Source organism: Buchnera aphidicola (Schlechtendalia chinensis) (assembly GCF_001648115.1).
Classification (GTDB): Bacteria; Pseudomonadota; Gammaproteobacteria; order Enterobacterales; family Enterobacteriaceae; genus Buchnera_B; species Buchnera_B aphidicola_N.
Genome location: NZ_CP011299.1, coordinates 293,739 through 314,276 on the forward strand (window position 1 = coordinate 293,739; position 20,538 = coordinate 314,276).

At 24.2% G+C, this 20,538-nt stretch carries 14 protein-coding genes and 1 pseudogene; 8 read left to right on the forward strand and 7 right to left on the reverse strand.

The window, feature by feature from the left end:
• Window positions 1-9 precede the first annotated feature (9 nt).
• Together trpCF and trpD are read right to left on the reverse strand one after the other, a co-directional pair.
• Window positions 10-1,389, reverse strand: a complete 1,380-nt coding sequence (trpCF, locus tag XW81_RS01320) for a bifunctional indole-3-glycerol-phosphate synthase TrpC/phosphoribosylanthranilate isomerase TrpF (protein WP_082252561.1) — start codon at window positions 1,387-1,389, stop codon at window positions 10-12.
• 15 nt (window positions 1,390-1,404) lie between these two features.
• On the reverse strand, window positions 1,405-2,400 hold the full coding sequence (gene trpD / locus XW81_RS01325) for an anthranilate phosphoribosyltransferase (RefSeq protein WP_075474164.1): 996 nt from the start codon (window positions 2,398-2,400) through the stop codon (window positions 1,405-1,407).
• Between the two features lie 218 nt (window positions 2,401-2,618).
• On the opposite strand from trpD, the gene XW81_RS01330 reads away from it, so the two are divergent.
• Entirely contained in the window at window positions 2,619-3,530 is a 912-nt protein-coding gene (locus tag XW81_RS01330) for a DMT family transporter (protein WP_075474430.1), read from the forward strand.
• Between the two features lie 343 nt (window positions 3,531-3,873).
• A complete protein-coding gene (sohB, locus tag XW81_RS01335; protein WP_075474165.1) occupies window positions 3,874-4,908 on the forward strand; it encodes a protease SohB in 1,035 nt (344 codons plus the stop codon).
• Window positions 4,909-5,142: 234 nt separating this feature from the next.
• Here the strand turns inward: sohB and XW81_RS01340 are convergent, their stop codons facing one another.
• Entirely contained in the window at window positions 5,143-5,934 is a 792-nt protein-coding gene (locus tag XW81_RS01340) for an inositol monophosphatase family protein (RefSeq protein ID WP_075474166.1), read from the reverse strand.
• 247 nt (window positions 5,935-6,181) lie between these two features.
• On the opposite strand from XW81_RS01340, the gene rlmN reads away from it, so the two are divergent.
• The 4 genes from rlmN (at window position 6,182) to glyA (ending at window position 11,267) form a co-directional block, all read left to right on the forward strand.
• Window positions 6,182-7,273 carry a 23S rRNA (adenine(2503)-C(2))-methyltransferase RlmN gene (gene rlmN / locus XW81_RS01345; RefSeq protein WP_075474167.1) on the forward strand — a complete coding sequence of 364 codons (1,092 nt, stop codon included), beginning with the start codon at window positions 6,182-6,184 and terminating at the stop codon, window positions 7,271-7,273.
• A 139-nt stretch (window positions 7,274-7,412) separates the two neighbouring features.
• Window positions 7,413-8,501, forward strand: coding sequence for a flavodoxin-dependent (E)-4-hydroxy-3-methylbut-2-enyl-diphosphate synthase (ispG, locus tag XW81_RS01350; RefSeq protein ID WP_082252581.1), 1,089 nt, complete (start codon window positions 7,413-7,415; stop codon window positions 8,499-8,501).
• A 100-nt stretch (window positions 8,502-8,601) separates the two neighbouring features.
• On the forward strand, window positions 8,602-9,888 hold the full coding sequence (hisS, locus tag XW81_RS01355; RefSeq protein ID WP_075474169.1) for a histidine--tRNA ligase: 1,287 nt from the start codon (window positions 8,602-8,604) through the stop codon (window positions 9,886-9,888).
• A 110-nt stretch (window positions 9,889-9,998) separates the two neighbouring features.
• Window positions 9,999-11,267, forward strand: a complete 1,269-nt coding sequence (gene glyA, locus XW81_RS01360; RefSeq protein ID WP_416377904.1) for a serine hydroxymethyltransferase — start codon at window positions 9,999-10,001, stop codon at window positions 11,265-11,267.
• 108 nt (window positions 11,268-11,375) lie between these two features.
• Here glyA and bioD read toward each other — a convergent pair.
• Both bioD and bioB read right to left on the reverse strand, forming a co-directional pair.
• Window positions 11,376-12,055 (reverse strand): annotated as a pseudogene (gene bioD, locus XW81_RS02970) (dethiobiotin synthase).
• A gap of 288 nt (window positions 12,056-12,343) precedes the next feature.
• The gene (gene bioB / locus XW81_RS01370; protein ID WP_075474171.1) at window positions 12,344-13,378 is read right to left on the reverse strand and encodes a biotin synthase BioB; all 1,035 of its coding nucleotides are present in this window, start codon (window positions 13,376-13,378) and stop codon (window positions 12,344-12,346) included.
• Between the two features lie 79 nt (window positions 13,379-13,457).
• Between bioB and bioA the strand changes: the two genes are divergently transcribed.
• Window positions 13,458-14,747, forward strand: coding sequence for an adenosylmethionine--8-amino-7-oxononanoate transaminase (gene bioA / locus XW81_RS01375; RefSeq protein WP_075474172.1), 1,290 nt, complete (start codon window positions 13,458-13,460; stop codon window positions 14,745-14,747).
• Between the two features lie 50 nt (window positions 14,748-14,797).
• Here the strand turns inward: bioA and XW81_RS01380 are convergent, their stop codons facing one another.
• Window positions 14,798-15,790 (reverse strand): beta-propeller fold lactonase family protein, encoded by a 993-nt coding sequence (locus XW81_RS01380; protein WP_075474173.1) that lies wholly within the window; start codon window positions 15,788-15,790, stop codon window positions 14,798-14,800.
• Window positions 15,791-18,876: 3,086 nt separating this feature from the next.
• Between XW81_RS01380 and gap the strand changes: the two genes are divergently transcribed.
• Complete coding sequence (gap, locus tag XW81_RS01385) at window positions 18,877-19,869, forward strand: type I glyceraldehyde-3-phosphate dehydrogenase (protein WP_075474174.1); 993 nt, start codon at window positions 18,877-18,879, stop codon at window positions 19,867-19,869.
• A 142-nt stretch (window positions 19,870-20,011) separates the two neighbouring features.
• Here gap and fldA read toward each other — a convergent pair whose 3' ends face one another.
• A complete protein-coding gene (fldA, locus tag XW81_RS01390) occupies window positions 20,012-20,530 on the reverse strand; it encodes a flavodoxin FldA (RefSeq protein ID WP_075474175.1) in 519 nt (172 codons plus the stop codon).
• Window positions 20,531-20,538: the final 8 nt, after the last annotated feature.

The following is a 20,538-nucleotide window of genomic DNA, read 5'->3' on the forward strand; positions in this document are numbered from 1 at the left end:
AAATTTTTTTTAATGAATGATAGTTTTATGTTCTCTTAATGAACGGAAAATAAGGAAAGTTTTCTTTTTATCTTTTAATCCAGGAGAAATTTCTATTCCAGAATTAAAATCGAGACCAAAACAACCTAAATCAGATGCTGAAATACAATTTTTAATGTTTAGTCCACCAGCTAAAATCACATTTTTTAAGTTATAATTCTTTAATAAAGACCAATTAAATGGAGTACCACTACCACCGTGAATATTATCAAAAACATGTTTGTTAACATTATCAAATAAATTATTTGCATGCTTTTTTTCGCCATTTAATGATATTGCTTTCCATACTCTTACACATTTTGGAATTTTTTTCTTTAAACAATCAATGTAAAATTGATTTTCATTTCCATGAAGTTGAATAGCATAAAGTGGAATTTTATCTATTATATAAGAAATAGTTGAAATATTTTCGTTGCAAAATACTCCGATATACTTCATATGTACATTTTTAGTTATATTCATAGCTTTTTTAAGATTGACATATCTTTTAGACGATTTACAAAAAATAAATCCTCCGTAAATTGCTCCGAAATCTTTTGACATTCGAGCATCTTCTACTCTTGTGAGTCCACAGATTTTATTATTTCCTGTAATTATTTTATGGACAGCATGTTCTAAATCTTTCTTTGACATAAGCGCAGAACCAATTAAAAATCCTTGTACAAGATTTTTAAATTTTCTTAATTGATTATAACTATTTATTCCAGATTCGCTGATTACGATAGTATTTTTTGAAATTTTAGATGCCAATTTGTATGTATTAGATGTTGAAATAGAGAAATTTTTTAGATTTCGATTGTTAATTCCAATAATTTTTGCATTTAAATTAATAGCCCTATCTAATTCCATTTTGTTATTGATTTCAGTTAAAACTGCCATATTTAAAGAATACGCTAATTTCTCAAGAGCACGATATTGGTTGTCTTTTAATATAGATAACATAAGTAATATAGAATCTGCTTGATAATATCGTGCTAAATAGATTTGATATGGATCAATAAAAAAGTCTTTACATAAAATGGGTTGTTGAACAGCAATATTCCGAATAATAGGTATAAATTCAAATTTTCCATGAAAATATTTTTCGTCAGTTAATACAGATATAGCTGAAGCATATTTTTTATATATTTTTGCTACAAATTCTGGATTAAAATCATTTAATATTCCTAAGGACGGTGAGTGTTTTTTAAACTCAAGTATGAGAGCGGGGTGAATATTTTTTAGTGCTTGGATAAAGTTGCGATCTGATAAAGTAATATTATGTTGAAAAGAAGATAATGGTTGTATTTTTTTTCGATGCTTAATCCAATTTATTTTACTTTTTACAATTTTTTCTAATATATTTTCCAAAACAATATTTCCTTTTTAAAATTTAGAAAGCGCAATAATTTTTTCGTATACTTTCCCACTTTGAATTATTTTTAACGCACATTTTGTATTTTTTTTTAAATTTTCGTTCCCGTACAATTTAAGCAATAAAGCAACGTTAACTGCTATTGTTTCAGAAATTGCATGTGGACCTTTTCCTTTTAGAACATATTTAATAATTTCATAGTTTTCTTTAGGCGTTCCACCTAAGATTGCGTTTTTATTGTAATATTTTACCCCGAAATCATCTGGACACAACGTGTACGAAATAATATTATTATTTTTTAATTCAGTGACATTTGTAGAATCATGTAATGTAACTTCGTCAGTATGATCGCTATGTACAACAATTGCGTGATAACTATTTAATTTTTTTAATACATTTGCCATAGGTACCATTAATTTAGTACTATACACTCCTACGAGAGATAATGGTGGTTTTGATGGATTTATCAAGGGGCCTAATATGTTAAATAAAGTTCTTATTTTTAAAGTTTTTCGGACTAACGAAATATATTTAAAATTAGCATGATATTTAGGAGCAAATAAGAAACAAATATTTAATTTATTTAACATATTTTGAGATTTTTCGCATGATGCATGCAAATCAATGTTAAATTCTTTCAAAAGATCACATGATCCAGTCATACTAGAAATACTAGTATTGCAATGTTTGACTATTTTAAGACCACATGTTGCTCCAACAAAAGCACTGGCAGTGGATATATTAATACTGTTACTTGAATCTCCGCCTGTTCCTACAATGTCAGAAAACATATAATTTTGTTTAGGAAATGATTTTGAATATTTTAAACAAGCACGAACAGCCCCTATTATTTCGTTTTCAGATTCACCTCTAATATTTATAGCTGTTAAAATAGAAGATAATTGTATATCATTAATTTTCCCAGTCATGATCAATTTAAATAATTTATATGTTTCTGATTCAGTCAAAGAATGACCTAAATAAATTTGATTTAATATAGTGTTCATTTTATATCTCATATTAAAGATATATTTACAGTTCTAACATGTATCAAAATTAATGGTAAGTTTTATAGTTTATATATATTATTAATTATATATCAAACGTTCATTATACTTAATTTAATTCCATTATTTCTTAAAATGTTTTTCATATTTTTAAAAATATCAACAATTAAATTGTTTAAAATTTTTCAATTTACATTAATGTCTTGGAAATATATATGATTCGGAAAACTATAATATTATTACTATTCATAATAGTATCAATAACTTGGGGAACTACCTTTATAGCTATAAGAATCGCTTCAGATACTATTCCGCCTTTATGTATTACTGGTATGAGATTTTTATTAGCATCATTTTTTCTTATATTTCTCTGTTTTTACACTAAAACTCCTTTACTATTTCCTTCTAATAAAAAAATATTTCAATTAATTATATGTATATTTTATTTTTCTTTGCCTTTTCTATTAATATTGTATGGTGGACGTTACGTAAATTCTACAATTGCGTCTGTCATTTTTGCTATTATGCCAATAATAGTATTATTTCTTTCATTTATTTTTTTTAACAAAAAATTATATTTTTTTCAATTTATAGGATTAGTATTAGCTATTATTTTTTTATCAATAATTTTATTTAAAGAAATTGAGTTAGGAGATGAAAAAACAATAAAAGGAGTAATAGCTTTGCTATTAGCTATGACTAGTCATGCAATAATATATTTATATTCTAAAGAAAAATATTCAAATATATCTATACTAACTTTTAATGCGTTACCGTCATTATTATCTGGTTTATTTTTTTTAGTTATTTCTAACATTTTAGAACATCCTAAGTTTGACAATTTTTCTAATATTTCAATTTTAGCAACGTTTTATTTGAGTTATTTTTCTGGAGTATTTGGTATTTTATCTTATTTCTATTTGCAAAAAAAAGTAAGTGCTTTTCAAGCTTCTACTATATTTTTTATATTCCCAATAATTAATTTAATGTTAGAAGAATTTGTATGGGGAAATTCTATTGGAATAGATCAATTGCAACTCATTGTTTTTTTGATGAGTAGTATATTAATAACTATTGTTCCGTTTGATTTAAAAAATTTTATGCGATTTATAAAAAATTTTAAAAAATAATTTTAACATTTCATGTACCTTTTGATACAATGAAATTTAAAATTTAGATAAGTTTTTGTATCTTAAAATTATTAAGTTCAATTGTTCAAAATATTATAAATCTAATATAATTACTATATTTTTTGAATAATGAAATCATGTACGTAAATGAAAATAATATACTAATTTTTAAAATTTTAAAAATGTTCTTATTATTTTTAAATTTTTAAAAACAGTTAAAGTTTGTAAAATGTATAATATATTATTATGACAAATTTAAACTAAAATAAATATAATAGATATTATCATGTTATATACGAATAATATTTAATATTTTAAATTAATAAATTTTTAAGGGAAATTTGTGGACTTTATTTTAAATTACGCGTTATTTTTTTTTAAAATTTTTACTTTATTTGCGTTAATTTTAACAATATTTTTAATAATTGTAAATGTTGCAAGACATAAAAGTAAAAAAAAATATGAGTTAGATATTGTATCGTTAAACAGTTATTATGAACATGTTAAAAACAAAATTATTTTATCAACAATGTCAACATATGAAAAAAAAATATGGAATAAAAGTAATAAACTATTTAAAAAAACACGGTCAAAAATTAATATGACATTTTTAAAAAAGAACAAATATTATTTAAATCAAAATAATCCTATTTTATACGTATTAGATTTCAAAGGTAACGTTAGTGCATCCGAAGTAACATCATTACGTGAAGAAATTTCTGCGATTATTCTAGCAGCAAAAGAAAACGATGAAGTTTTATTACGCTTAGAAAGTGGAGGTGGAGTAATACATGGATATGGTTTAGCATCTTCTCAATTGTCTCGATTAAGAGAAAAAAACATACGATTAACAGTTTCTGTAGACAAAATTGCAGCTAGTGGAGGATATATGATGGCTTGTGTAGCTAATTATATTATTGCTGCTCCATTTTCTGTTATTGGTTCTATTGGAGTAGTGGCTCAAATACCTAACTTTAATAAACTGTTAAAAAAAAATAATGTTGATATGGAACTACATACATCTGGTTTATATAAAAGAACATTGACTGTTTTTGGAGAAAATACGAAAGAAGCACGCGAGAAATTTTGCAAAGACCTTAATTTTACTCATGTTTTATTTAAAGAATTTGTTCATAGCATGAGACCGTCATTAAATATAGATGAAGTTTCTACTGGAGAACATTGGTTTGGAACTACAGCTCTTGAAAAAAAACTAATAGATAAAATTGAGACTAGTGATGATTTTATTATATCTAGAATACACAAATTTTCCGTATTAAAAATTAAATATAGTGTTAACAAAACAATGTTAGATTCTTTTTTGCTAAAAATAGAAAACTATGTGAAAAACGTAGTATTCAAAATTTTAGAAACGTAAATATTTAAAAAAACATTAAATTCTAAAAACAAATTTTTACTTCAAACTTTAAAATAACAATATTAAAAAATTGATAGTATATATTGAAATTTTGAAAAATTGAAAGTTTAATTATTGAAATTTATTAAAATACTTATATCATAATCATGGTGCATTATATATTTAAAAATGCAAAATTTCATGCATTAAAATAAATTAAGACATTATTAAATCAACATCTTTGAAATCTTAATTTTAATTATTAAAAAATTTTCGAATTTTTACAAGAATAATTCGCATTAGTTTTGGATTTCCAATTAATGCAGATCCTAATGTAAAATAATTGTTCCCTCCGTTAAAATCACTAATTAATCCTCCTGATTCTCTCACTTGTAATGATCCAGCTGCAATAGAAAATGGATTTGCACAGAAATTGAATAAAAAGTCTAATCTTCCAATAGCAATATAACTTAAATCTAAATTTATGCAACCCGTAGATCTTATTTTAACGCGTTCTGATAAAAATATATTAACAATTTCAAAAATGTTATTATCAAAATTTGATTTTTTATGTGAAAGAGTTATTCCAATTAAGCTATCACTCAAAAAGTTAACATTACTACATCGCATCCGATATCCGTTCAATTGTGCTCCTTGTCCTTTAACAGAAGTAAATAGTTCATTTTTAAGAGGATCATATATTACAGATATTTCAGTGATATTTCGTATTATAATAGCGATAGAAACACAAAAGTGCGGTAAGTTTTTCGAAAAATTATCAATTCCATCTAATGCATTAATAAACCATATTATCTCTGACATTTTAAAATCTAAATTTGTATTTCTTGTAGTAATAATGATATGTTTTGGATAAGATTTCTGAATTATATCAGTCATATACGTTTCTGATATTTTAATTATTTTTGAAATGGCGTATCTTTTTTCAATTTGTTTTTCATGATTAACTTTTTGTTTATCATAGTTTTGGATGAGTATGTTACCACCTTTTCTGGCTGCACGAATGGCAATATTGAGAATAGGATGCATAACTTTTTCTTATTTTAAGGTAAAAATTAATTATATAATGAATTTATAATTTTGTCTTTTATATTACAAGTTAATATATTTATTTTTTAAAAAAATTTCGAAGCAGCGCACAATTTAATTTCAAAACTAAATTTTAGAACTTTACACTTTAAAATTTAAATATTGTACTCAATCAAATATATTAAATTGCAAAAAAAATTCACATTTTTTAATAAATTGTTTAAAAAACATTAAATAAGGATAATTTATGAAAAATTCTTTTAATATTTCTAATAATTTTAAAATAAATTTGTTAAATCTCAATTTAGTTCAGATGCGTAACTTTTTTTCATCAATAGGGGAACCAAAATTTTGTGCTAATCAAGTTATGCAATGGATATACAAACATTATTGTGATGATTTTGAAAGAATGTCAAATATAGGTAAGAGTTTAAAAAAAAAATTGTCACAATTATGTTGTATAGCTCCTCCTACTTTTTGTAATCAAATTAATTCGATTGATGGATTAATAAAATGGTACGTATCTATTGATAACAATTTTATAGAAACAGTATATATTCCTCAAAAAAAGCGTGCAACACTATGTATTTCATCTCAATCAGGATGCGCTTTATCTTGTAAATTTTGTTTTACTGGAAGACAGAAGTTTAATAGAAATTTAACTACGTCAGAGATAATAGGGCAAATTTGGTACATTGGAAAACTAATATACAAAAAAAAATTAAAAAATTTACGTAAAATTACTAATATAGTCATGATGGGAATGGGAGAACCATTGTTAAATTTAAATAATGTCGTTAATTCTTTGTCTATTATAATGGATGATTTAGGATTTAATTATTCGAAAAATCGTGTAACTGTCTCTACTGCAGGAATTGTTCCTGCGTTAGAAAAATTAAAAAACATGATTGATGTTTCATTAGCTATTTCTTTACACGCACCTAATGATATAATTAGAAGCATGTTAATGCCAATTAATAAAAAATATAATATTAAATCTTTGTTGCATTCAGTAAAATCATATCTTCAAACTTCTTCTGCTAATAGAGGAAAAGTGACAATAGAATATGTTATGCTACATGATGTAAATGATAAATTACATCATGCAATAGAACTAGCTAATTTATTGAAAGATATTCCTAGTAAAATCAACTTAATTCCTTGGAACGTTTTCCCAAATAGTTCTTATAGTCCTAGTAATAAAGATAATATACAAAATTTTTCTAATACTTTAATTAAAAAAGGCTATATTACTAAAGTTAGAAAAACAAGAGGTGATGACATTAATGCTGCTTGTGGTCAACTAACAGGACATTTAATTGATATTAAAAAATTATAGGATTATTTGAAATAATATATTTTGTTATGGTTGCTTTTAAAAAATTACTATATTGCGGAAAATAACAATATGTATATGGAAGCTATAAAAATGCAATCATTTAATAGAACACTTTTATATGGAAACGGATAAAAAAAATATGAAAGAGCATATTCAAAGACGAACATCAGATCGAATTAATGTTGGAAATGTTCCAATTGGGAATAATGCACCTATTTCTGTTCAAACAATGACGAATACTGAGACTACTGACATTTCTTCTACAGTATCCCAAATTATTAAATTAAAAAATGTTGGAGCAGATATTGTAAGAATTTCTGTTCCTACATTAGAAGCTGCGGAAGCTTTTAAAAAAATTAAAAAACAAGTAGATATTCCATTAATTGCGGATGTGCATTTTAATTACAAAATTGCAATAAAAGTATTAAATGATGGTGCAGATTGTTTAAGAATAAATCCTGGAAACATCGGAAATAAAAATAGAATTAAACAAGTAATAGATTGTGCAAAATATAATAATATACCAATTAGAATTGGAATTAATTCAGGATCATTAGAAAAAGATATACTAGAAAAATATAAATTCCCAACATCTGAAGCGTTATTAGAATCGGCTATGAGACATATTAATTATCTTGATAATTTTAATTTTGATAAATTTAAAGTTAGCATAAAATCATCTGATATATCTATAGCCGTCAAATCTTATAAAATGTTAGCAGAAAAAATTAGTCAACCGTTGCATGTAGGTATAACTGAGTCTGGTGGTTTTCGAAATGGTACAGTAAAATCTTCAATAGGAATTGGATTGCTCTTATTAGACGGAATTGGAGACACTATTAGGGTATCATTAGCAGAAAATCCCATTGAAGAAGTAAAAGTAGGGTTTGATATTCTTAGAGCTTTGCATATTCGTTTAAAAGGTATTAATTTTATTGCTTGTCCAACTTGTTCTCGTCAAGAATTTGATGTTATAAAGGTAGTTAAGATACTTGAGAAGAGATTAGAAGACATAAACACTCCAATGAACGTTTCCATTATTGGATGTATCGTAAACGGTTTAGGAGAGGCACTTACTTCTACTATAGGTATTACTGGTTATAGAAAGAATAGCGTTCTATATGAAGATGGAATACGTCAATTAAAACGTATTAATAATGATGAAATAATTGACGAGTTAGAACACAAAATACGAAAAAAATCTAGAGAGTTAATACTCTCAACATAATTAATTTCAAGTTAAGATAAAGTTTGAATTTAAAATATATCTATTTTAAATTATGAATTGTATATTTTAATACTCAAATTTTTTAGAAAGGTAAAATACATTGAATCAAATAATTCAGTCTGTAAAAGGTATGCATGATTATGTCCCAAAAGATGTTAATATTTGGCAATGCGTAGAGAAAATTTTATTTAATATACTAGATAGTTATAATTATCAAGAAATTCGCTTTCCTATTATAGAAAGAACAGAATTATTTAAGCATGGAATTGGAAGTATTACTGATATAATTGAAAAAGAAATGTATTCTTTTAAAGATAAAAACAGTAATAGTCTTACACTTCGACCAGAAGGAACAGTGGGATGTATGCGTTCTTGTATTAAAAATGGATTACTAAGAAATTCTGAGCAAAAATTATGGTATTTAGGTCCAATGTTTCGTTACGAAAAACCCCAATTTGGGAGATATAGGCAATTTCATCAATTGGGAATTGAGTATTTTGGTTTGTCTAGTCCTCATGCTGATCTAGAAATTGTTATGTTAATTCAAAGAATTTGGAAAGTCTTAAAAATTTCTCATTTTGTTAAATTGGAATTAAATACTATAGGGTCAATTAATACTCGATCTCATTATAAAAAATTATTATATTTATATTTCAAAAGACATGAATCTTTATTAGACACAGACTGTAAGCGTCGATTGTATACAAATCCGTTGAGAATTTTGGACAGTAAGAATAGTAATATACAAGAACTTATTAATTGTGCTCCTTCTTTAATAAATTACATCGATGACGATTCTTTAAAACATTTTGAAAAGTTGTGTAAGTATATGGATGAAGTTGGAATATCTTACATAACTAACTATCAATTAGTTCGAGGATTAGACTATTATAATAACACAGTTTTTGAATGGACAATAGATACATTAAAATCAAAAAGTACTATTTGTGCTGGTGGTAGATACGATTATTTATCAAATTTTTTAAAAATTCCTTCTGTTCCTGCTGTTGGTTGCGCTATTGGCATGGAACGTTTAATAATGGTTTTAAAATCATATAATAAATTTTTAGAAATAAAAAATGTTGTAGACATTTTCATTATATTTTTAAAAAAGAGTATAGAATTACGTGCAATACAGTTGTCTGAAAATATACGTACAGAATTACCTTGTAAAAAGGTTCAAGTAAACTTTTCACAAAGTAGCATAAATAAACAGTTTAGAAAAGCAAATAAATTAGGAGCTCGAATAGTACTACTTTTAGGATCTATAGAAGAAAAAAATAAAACAATATTAATAAAAGATTTAAAGTTTAAAAAACAGAAAATATCTTTATTTGAAAATGTAATTCATGAATTAAAGTTATTTTTTGAAAAACATTATCTATAAAATTTCAATACTTTTTTTTGCCACGAGTACTGGTAAAAATAATTTTGATGAAATGTCTAAACTTTAAATTGAAAATACATTTTTAAATAATTATAAATTTAAAAAAGGATATGTTTATGTTCGACGTTTCTAAAAATATTAAGAAATATGATTCAGATTTATGGGAAATTATGAAAAAAGAAGAAAATCGTCAAGAGAATCATATTGCATTAATTGCTTCAGAAAATTATGCTAGTCCGTGTGTTATGGAAGCACAAGGATCTAAATTAACGAATAAATATGCCGAAGGATATCCTGGAAAAAGATATTATGGAGGTTGCAAATATGTTGATATGGTAGAACAATTAGCTATTAAACGAGCAAAAGTTTTGTTTGATGCAGACTATGCTAATGTACAACCCCACTCTGGATCACAAGCTAATTTTGCTGTATATAGTGCATTATTAAATCCAGGAGATACTATATTAGGTATGAGTCTTTCTCATGGTGGACATTTAACACATGGGTCGCAAGTGAATTTTTCTGGAAAGTTATATAACGCGATTACTTATGGATTAGATTGTAATGGAAATATTGATTATTCTCAAATAGAAAGTTTAACTAATATTCATAAACCAAAAATGATTATTGGAGGCTTTTCTGCTTATTCTGGTATTTGTAATTGGAAATTACTCAGAAAAATTGCAAATACGGTAAAAGCATATCTTTTCGTAGATATGGCGCATGTTGCAGGATTAGTAGCCGCAAATTTGTATCCTAGCCCGTTAAAGCATGCTCATGTTGTTACTGCTACTACACATAAAACTCTTTCTGGACCAAGAGGTGGATTGATACTATCCAAGGGAGATACAAACACATTTTTGCATAATAAATTAGACTCCTCAGTTTTTCCTTATAGCCAGGGTGGGCCATTAATGCATATTATTGCAGCTAAAGCAGTTGCTTTTAAAGAAGCTATGGACCCTTCTTTTAAAGAGTATCAAAGTCAGGTAATAAAAAATGCTAAACTTATGACAAAAATTTTTAAAGATCGAGAGCATGTAGTAATTTCAGAAAATACATTTAATCATTTGTTACTTTTAGATCTTTCTAAAAAAAATTTAACAGGTAAAAAAGCAGAAGATGCATTAAATATGGCAAATATTATAGTAAATAAAAATAGTATACCAAACGATCCTAGAAGTCCATTGATTACTTCAGGAATTCGAATAGGTACTCCAGCAATCACTCGAAGAGGTTTAAAAGAAAAGGAAGTATATAAATTATCGCATTGGATTAGTGATATATTAGACGATGTTAAAAATACTCATAAAATTCTAAAAATAAAAAGTAAAATTTTGGATTTGTGCAAATCATTTCCTGTTTACAAATCACAATGATTTGAATTTTATAAAATTTATATTTTTTATAATTTATCAGTAGTATAAATTTTTTATATACACTTACACTAAATTAGTACAACTTTTGTAAATAACAAAAATTACTTTTTAAAAAGTATTTGGTAATGATATCGTAATTTTTGAATTATAGAACGTTTTTGGATAACGAAAATATTTTACGCAACCCAAAAATTGAGATTTTAAAAAGTTTTTTAAAGTGTCAACATATTCAAAGTCATATTCGTTCTTGGGGTGTATGTGATTTGCAATCCAACCAGAAAATGTTAAACCTGAATCCAGTATAGCTTTTTGTGTTAAAATAGCATGATTTATACATCCCAACTTTATTCCAACTACTAAAATAATATTTAATTGTTCTTTTACAACCCAATCAGCTAAAGTTTTTTTTTTGATAGTGGAGTAAACCATCCTCCTGCTCCTTCTATTAATATATAATTAGATTTTTTCTTTAAATTTTTTAAGCCCAAAGATAATACATTAGTACAAATAGGCATAAAATTTTTTTTACTAGAAATATTTGGGCTAGTAAATTCTAGAAAAGAAAATGGATTAACTTCTTTGTAACTTAATTTTACAGTGCTAAACCTCTGTAAAAAAATTGCATCGTCATTTTTATAACTATGATTTTTAGTTCCAGAAGCAATAGGTTTATATCCAGATGTATTATATCCGTATTGACGTGCTAATTTTAATAAAAATATACTACAAATTGTTTTCCCAACATTAGTATCTGTGCCAGTAACAAACCAACAATTATTCATAAACATTCTTCCAAAAAATAATACTTGATAATTTAATTATTATAAAAATTTTTCTTAAAAAATAAATTAATTTTTTAGATAAATTTAATAATATTACGTTAGATCATGAAATTAGATCTATTTAGATCCAATTTCACATTAGCAAATTCAAAATTTGCAAAAATTTATTATGTTTATTTTTTCAATAAAAAATATTATTTAAAAAAATAAAATCACTGATTTCAGTTTTTAAAAAAATTCAATTTGTATTTTAAACTTTTCAGAGAAAATATTTATCGCATAACATTTTATATGTTACAGTATTCCTGCATTATAATAATTTTTATTAGAAATCGTTTCATTTTTTTGTGGAACGTTATTTAAATTTTCGTAATTTTTAAAATCAATTTGATTATTTTTCGAATGTAATCCTAATTTTTTAAATAAATTTAAATCACTTGTTTGTTCAGGATTAGATGTTGTAAGCAATTTACACCCATAAAAAATAGAATTAGCACCCGCCATAAAACACATAGCTTGAGTTTGTTCATTCATGTTTTCTCTTCCGGCTGACAATCGTATATATGATTTAGGCATCATTATTCGAGTTACTGCAACAGTTCTTATAAAATCAAACACATCTACCTCTCGATTATTTTCCATAGGAGTTCCTTTAATTCTTACTAACATATTTATTGGTATGCTTTCTGGAACTTCAGACAAATTAGACAACTGTAATAATAACTCTATTCTATCATTAACTTGTTCTCCCAATCCTATTATTCCCCCTGAACAAACTTTTATTCCAGATTTTCTTACAATTTCTAGAGTATTTAAACGATCCTGGTAGTTTCTAGTTGTTACAATATTTTTGTAAAAATTCATTGAGGTATCCAAATTATGATTATAAAAATCTAATCCTGCTTTTGATAATTTTTCTGCTTGATATTTATTTAAAGTTCCTAAAGTCATACATGTTTCTAATCCCATTTTTTTTATTTCTTTAATTATTGTTTCTAAATATGGTATATCTTTATCTTTAACATTTTTCCAAGCTGCTCCCATACAAAATCGTTCAGATCCAATTTTTTTAGCTTTTTTAGCGTAGCTTAATATTTTCTGTATATCTAATAATTTTTCTTTCTTCACATGAGTTTTATATTTAAAGCTTTGCGGACAATATTTACAATCTTCTGGACATGAACCAGTTTTTATAGATAGCAGAGTACTAATTTGAATTTCATTTTTCTTAAAGTTTTTTCTATGAACAGTTTGAGCAGTAAATAAAACATCAAAAAGAGGCAAATCAAATAACGATTTTACTTGGCTAAAATTCCATTGTTTTCTCATTTTTAATTCCAAAAATTAATTATTTATTTAAATACATAAAGGTTTATAATGATCGTTTAATTTTTTAATAAAACATATTATGAGTAAATCTAAACTAGCGTTTGATCAAAAATACATTTGGCATCCTTATAGTTCGATGATTCGTCCATTTCCTTGTTATTTAATAAAGTCAGCTAAAGGAATTTTTTTGAATTTACAGAATGGACAGAAATTAATTGATGGTATGTCTTCGTGGTGGGCAGTAATTCATGGATATAATCATCCTAGATTAAATTATGCTTTAAAAAAACAAATTAATCAAATGTCGCATGTCATGTTTGGTGGTATAACGCATTGTCCAGCAATTTTATTATGTAAAAGATTAATACAAATTACACCGAAAAATTTAGAATGTATTTTTCTTTCAGATTCTGGATCTATTTCTATTGAAGTAGCAATGAAAATGGCATTACAATATTGGGAATCATTAGGAAAAAATAAAGTATTATTTTTAACTATTAAAAATGGCTATCATGGTGATACATTTTCTGCTATCTCTGTATGTGATCCAGATAATTCTTTCCATAATTTGTATAAAAATTTTATTCCAACTAATTTATTTTCCGATTCTCCTAGATGCTCATTTTATAGTAAATGGGATGAACAAGACATACATTCGTTTAAAATTTTAATTGAAAAATATCAAAATGATATTGCTGCTGTAATTTTAGAATCTATTGTGCAAAGTGTTGGAGGAATGCATTTTTATCATCCTACATTTTTAAAAAAAGTTAGATATTTATGCGATAAATTTGAAATTCCACTAATTTTAGATGAAATTGCTACAGGATTTGGAAGAACTGGAAAACTTTTTGCTTTTGAACATTCTAATGTTGTTCCAGATATTCTTTGTATCGGAAAAGCTATGACAGGAGGAACTATAACATTATCTGCAACATTAACTACAAGAAAAATTTCGAAAACTATTAGTAATAGTTCATCGGGATGTTTTATGCACGGACCTACTTTTATGGCTAATCCACTAGCATGCGCAGTAGCAAATGAAAATATAAAAATGTTACAAGAAAACAAATGGAAAAAACAAGTTAATGACATTGAACAGTGCTTAAAATTAAATTTATTTCCATTACTAAATCATCCAGAGGTAAAAAACATACGAGTTTTAGGCGCTATTGGTGTTGTTGAATGTATAAAATTTATAGATATTGCAAATATTCAAAAATTTTTCGTAAAAAATAATGTTTGGATTCGACCATTTAAGAAAGTAATTTATTTAATTCCACCATATATTATTGATATGAAATCTCTTAAAAAACTTATCTATTGTATTTCTATTGCATTAAATTACGAATATTCCTTTTTAAGATAACGTTGAATTTTATTTTTTTAAAAATATTATTTCTAGAACTTTTTATTGTCCTAAGAAATTTCATGAATAGATATCCATACAGGTCTATTTCCTGTTGGATACCTATTTTTAAGTTTTAAGAATCCTGTCACCTTATTGCGATCATACACACTAATACTATTAGATAATTCTCCAGCAACAATTAAGTTTTTCCCATTTTTACTAATGTCGAATGATCTTGGTTGTACTTCTGTTTGAACATATCCTAGTATTTTTATAGAATTGATATCGCTGTGATTTTTTAAAATTGTTATACTATTATTTCCTCTATCAGACGCATACAAAAATTTTGTACATGGAGATATATGAATGTCTGAAGACCATGCGGGTTTCTGATTTTTATTAGGGATAATATCAATATTTTTTTTAAAGGTAATTCGATTACATAATGAACTAACGTTTAGAATACTTAAAGTTCCATCAATTTCATTGATACTAAATAATCGATTCATATTTTTTTGAAAAATAATATGTCTTGGTCCACAGTTTTTTTTGAAAGATATAAACTTTTTTTTATGTTCTACGAGAATTCCTTCTTTTGTGAAATTATACAAATATATTCGATTGTCTTTTAAAGATGATACAAATACGTTTTTGTTATAGACTAGAGATGAATGACAACCTTTTATTTCATTTATTGTTTGTATTACTGGATGTATAAATCCAGATGAGTCAATTGGAGAAACATTAATACAATTGTAATGATAAGAACTAGAAAACAGATGCGTTTCAGATTCATTGATAGAAAAATGATTAACACTGAATGAAATATTAGAATATCCAATTTCTTCTAACGTTCCATTCGAATTAATTATGTGTGAACAAATTCGAAATTTTGGACGTATACCTACATATAAACGCTTCTTATCACTTGAAATTAAGATGGGTTGAGGTTCACCTTTTAATTTTAATATTTGAATTAAATATAAAGACGAATCTGGGTTTAACTCCCATACTTCGATTTGTTGACTATTTGCGCTAGAAACATAAACTATATTTTTCATATTGTTTTAAATCTCATTTAAAAAAAATCAAATTTTAATTTGACGTAAAATTTTTCTTACTTTGTATTTTTACTATAAAAAATACAATACTAATTACTATTTATTCAATGGTAATGAAATATGAAATTTCTAATATAAAAATTATATTTTCTCAAAATTTTTAAAACATTTAAAACATAATTAAAAAAATGTTCATATTTTTATTCGTATGCTTAATTATAATTTTTTTTGAAAGATTCTAAGATCGTGATGAATATTAACATTGTAAACATCTTTTAAAACTTTCATATTATTATTTTTTGTTTATACGATATATATAGTTTGTTTTTTTGAGAAAGAGCTAAAATTTTTGATTGAAAATTTAAATTACTTTTATTGAAAAAGTGTAAGTTTAGTTCTTGTTTAATTTTACAATTAAAAATTGTTTATTATTTTAAAATTTGTACTTTTTAAAATAATTTTTATTAATATTAATATGATTCTTTGAAAAATCTCGAGAAATGATATAGATCATATAAATTATTGAGTTTAAATCCTATACTTAAATTTATGAACTAATGTCTATTAAGATTCAATTTTAAAATTTTCTAAAATAACACATAAAATTTCTGAAATTATTTTAGTTGCGTTATTATTTAAATCCGCATTAAAATTTGTATTGTGCTAATATTATCTATAAATTTGGAAAACGATTTATCTAACTTTTACTCAGAAAATCATAATAATTATATATTATCAGAAATTAAAAACTATTATGTAATCAATCATTTGAAAAATTAAAAAAATACGTTGATATTTATAATATTTTTAAAAAAAAGAGCATAAGTTTTAATTAACTTTCAACATTCAAATATTTTCTTTTAAAAATAACATATTTAAATTGGTAGACACTTTTTGTAAATAATAAAAGTGAAATTTTTTAAATTTTATAAAATTAAAAAGTTTATTTCAATTTTTACGTAATTTTAAGAATCATACTATAAAAATTGCATTGTGACTTAAAATTTATTAGACATTATAATTATTTCAAAAATTTTAAAGCAAAAACTAAAATGCAAATAATGTGAATTATTAAAATCTATATACGTAGAAAATACATAAAAAAGTTATTATTTTATTAGATTATTACAATTTTTACTTTAATTCAGTTGTCTTTACTAATTTGTATATTATAAATTTAAAAATATGTTCTTGTATTTCAAATGTTAGTAATATTCAAATTTAATACTATACTAATTTTTAAATTTTAAGATTTATTTAACTGTACACAAAAATGTTTACAGATATTTTCTATAATTTTATAATTATATATAAATATTTATGATTACTACTAATTTTAAAAATATTTTTTAAACTTTCTATTTTTCTATTTTACTGTCTTATAGTAATTTTTTAACACATTTTCTATAACATATTTTTTATTTTTTGTCTTTATCGTAAAATAACTACAATATATTTATTAAAAAAATCAGTGTATAATTAAAATTTGTTTATTGACATTTAAAGCGTATATATAAATTTTAAATTAATAAAAAAGGTCAAAACAATATTTTAGAAAATATCTTTCTATTCTCATGAAAAATCACAAGATATAATCTATAATCAATTTTCTAAATTAGATAAAACGATTTTGTTACCTACATTATAAAAGTAGTTAGATTATCTCAATTTAGTAACATTTTTAAGTAATAATATGTATAATTTTTAAATAAAACCAAATCTAATTCATTTTTTAAAATAGATACTTAGAATTTATATATTAATTGTATTAATTATTAAATTTTAATATAACTAAAGTGCAATTCGTTTCTTATTTACTTTAATCAAGAAAAAATTATGAAAATTTAAATATATACATCAGTTTTTGCAAGACATTTAAATGCGAAAACGTTGTTTAAATAAATTAGTAACCAACTAATAAGAAATATTAATGTTATAAAATTTGTTATAAAATCTAATTCGGTTATTTTAATGGATCTATATTAGATATGAATACAAAGAGTTTTAAAAAATTTTTAAAATTAATTCTAAAATTTAATTTAAAATGTAAAACAATGTTTACAATAGTCGTATATAGTTTTACTTTTTTTTAAAATATACCATTAGAAATTGAATTAAATTTCAAAAAATTATAAAAACATCTTTCTCACTAAAAAAAATAATAAATTTAATTATTATCAGTAATTGCAATTTTAAAATATCGATTTCTAGAAATGCTTCTTTAAAAGTATTTTTTTAAAATAAATAACATAGATATGACGTTGTTTATAACTTTATAATAAATTTTCAAAAATATCTCAATATGAAATAAAAACATTTCAAAAATAGAAATCTTTTTTAGACATTTATTTAAATAACTAAAATTTTATAAATTTATAATTGTACGTACTTGAAATATTTATATAAAGATCTAGTATTTAAATTACAGTAATACATACCACATAATATCAAGACATTAATAGTATCTGATATTTCTTAAATATTATTTCAATCACTATTAATTTTCATTAATAGTATATAACCTTCATAGAATTTTAAAAAATGTCAATAGTACTACTATGCTTAAAGTTTTAAAAATTAATAATTTTTTATAAAAATATTTTTATAGAATGTACAATCAGTTTCTATTCTCATTACTATATTAGTAAAATTAATTTAATGAAATTTTTAAAAAATATTAGAAATGTAATTTAAGATTAAAGCACACTTAAAATTTGTAAGTACTTATTGAAAGCTTCACTAAATTTTTATGTAAAATTTATTAAGGTAAATAATGCAGGTAACTAATAAAAGACTTAAAAGTGTGCGTTATAAAAAACACAAACGCAAAATTCATCAACGTTTTAGAAATACTATTTTTGAACGTAAGATTAAAAAAATATTTTTTGATACGAATTTTTTAAACAAGATAAAATATTATATTGTATAAATATGAATTATATTTAAATTATAATTAAAAATAAAACATTGCTATTATCAAAAATTTTAAAAAATATGTACAATTTTAAAATTTATTAAAGAACATTATTTTATTTAACATAATTTTATTTTTATGAAACGCTTTTTTAAAAACAGTTGGTAAACATATGACAATTAAAATAGGTATTAACGGTTTTGGAAGAATAGGAAGAATGGTGTTTAGATTAGCTCAATTGCGTTCTAACATCGAAATATTAGCGATAAACGATTTTATTGACACAAAATATATGGAATACATGTTAAAATACGATTCTACACACGGTAGTTTTCATGGAACTATAAACAGCAAAAACGACTTTCTTATTGTAAATAATAGAAAAATACATGTAACAAATGAACGTGATCCAGAAAATTTATGTTGGGGAGATTTAGATATTGATGTAGTAATAGAATCTACTGGAGTGTTTTTGACTACCTCAGAAGCTTACAAACACATAAAATCTGGAGCTAAAAAAGTGATAATAACTGGTCCATCTAAAGATGATACTCCTATGTTTGTAAGAGGAGCTAATTTTGAAAAATATTCAGGTCAAAAAATAGTTTCGAATGCATCTTGCACCACAAATTGTTTAGCTCCTTTGTCAAAAGTTATAAATGATGAATTTGAAATCATAGAAGGATTGATGACAACAGTTCATGCTACTACAGCTACTCAAAAAACAGTTGATGGAGTATCATCTAAAGACTGGCGAGGAGGAAGAAGTGCTTTACAAAATATTATTCCTTCTACTACAGGAGCGGCGAATGCTGTAGGAAAAGTATTACCCGAACTAAATAATAAATTGACAGGAATTGCTTTTCGTGTTCCAACAGCTAATGTCTCTGTAATAGATTTAACAATTCGTACTAAAAAACCAGCTACTTATTTAGAAATATGTCAAAAAATAAAAATAGCTTCTGAAACTAATATGAAAAATGTAATAGGTTATACCGACGAAAAAGTAGTATCATCAGATTTTAATGGAAGTGAACTCACTTCTATTTTTGATGCTTCTGCTGGTTTGTGTTTAAATAAACATTTTTCAAAATTGATAGCCTGGTATGACAATGAAAATGGATATTCTAGTAAAGTGTTAGATCTAGTTGAGCTAATAAGCTAATAATTACAAATTATTTATATAATTATTCATGTAAAATTTAAATATTTCATATTGACATTATAATCATAATGTCATATGAAATATTCGTTATATTTTTTATAATTTAAAAGCGCTTTATAAAAGCTTACTTTGTAACAAAATTTTATTCTATTTTTAATTCTATTTTTATTTTTTTTGTCCATTCTTCTATTCTTTCCTGACTTTTATTTGGTTGTCGATCCTCATCTATAATCAACCCTAAAAAATTGTTTTTATCATAAAGCGCTTTAGAACTTTCGAATGAATAACCACTAGAAGGCCATTTTCCAATAAAATTAGTATTTGATTTTTTTATAGCATTAAATAATATCCCCACTCCATCGCAAAAATAGTCAGAGTAATCTTCTTGATCTCCACATCCAAAAAATGCAACAGTTTTATTATTAAAATTAATTTTTTTTAAAATTGGAAGAAAATCATCCCAATCGCATTGAAGTTCTCCATAGTACCATGTAGAAACTCCTAATATAATGCAACTATGTTTTTCTAAATCTTCTTTTTTAGAATTCGCAATGTCATAAATAGTAGAGATATTATATCCTATACATTTTTGAATACTATTCGCTGTTTTTTCTGTATTACCTGTATCACTACCATAAAAAATTCCTATATCTTTTGTCATATATAACC

What these genes read in the sequence shown, in the direction of transcription:
- XW81_RS01380 (WP_075474173.1), bottom strand. Translation starts at nt 15,790, where the DNA reads ATGAAAAATATAGTTTATGTTTCTAGCGCAAATAGTCAACAAATCGAA.
- rlmN (WP_075474167.1), top strand. Translation starts at nt 6,182, where the DNA reads ATGAAAAATTCTTTTAATATTTCTAATAATTTTAAAATAAATTTGTTA.
- bioA (WP_075474172.1), top strand. Translation starts at nt 13,458, where the DNA reads ATGAGTAAATCTAAACTAGCGTTTGATCAAAAATACATTTGGCATCCT.
- trpD (WP_075474164.1), bottom strand. Translation starts at nt 2,400, where the DNA reads ATGAACACTATATTAAATCAAATTTATTTAGGTCATTCTTTGACTGAA.
- ispG (WP_082252581.1), top strand. Translation starts at nt 7,413, where the DNA reads ATGAAAGAGCATATTCAAAGACGAACATCAGATCGAATTAATGTTGGA.
- fldA (WP_075474175.1), bottom strand. Translation starts at nt 20,530, where the DNA reads ATGACAAAAGATATAGGAATTTTTTATGGTAGTGATACAGGTAATACA.
- glyA (WP_416377904.1), top strand. Translation starts at nt 9,999, where the DNA reads ATGTTTATGTTCGACGTTTCTAAAAATATTAAGAAATATGATTCAGAT.
- bioB (WP_075474171.1), bottom strand. Translation starts at nt 13,378, where the DNA reads ATGAGAAAACAATGGAATTTTAGCCAAGTAAAATCGTTATTTGATTTG.
- gap (WP_075474174.1), top strand. Translation starts at nt 18,877, where the DNA reads ATGACAATTAAAATAGGTATTAACGGTTTTGGAAGAATAGGAAGAATG.
- XW81_RS01340 (WP_075474166.1), bottom strand. Translation starts at nt 5,934, where the DNA reads ATGCATCCTATTCTCAATATTGCCATTCGTGCAGCCAGAAAAGGTGGT.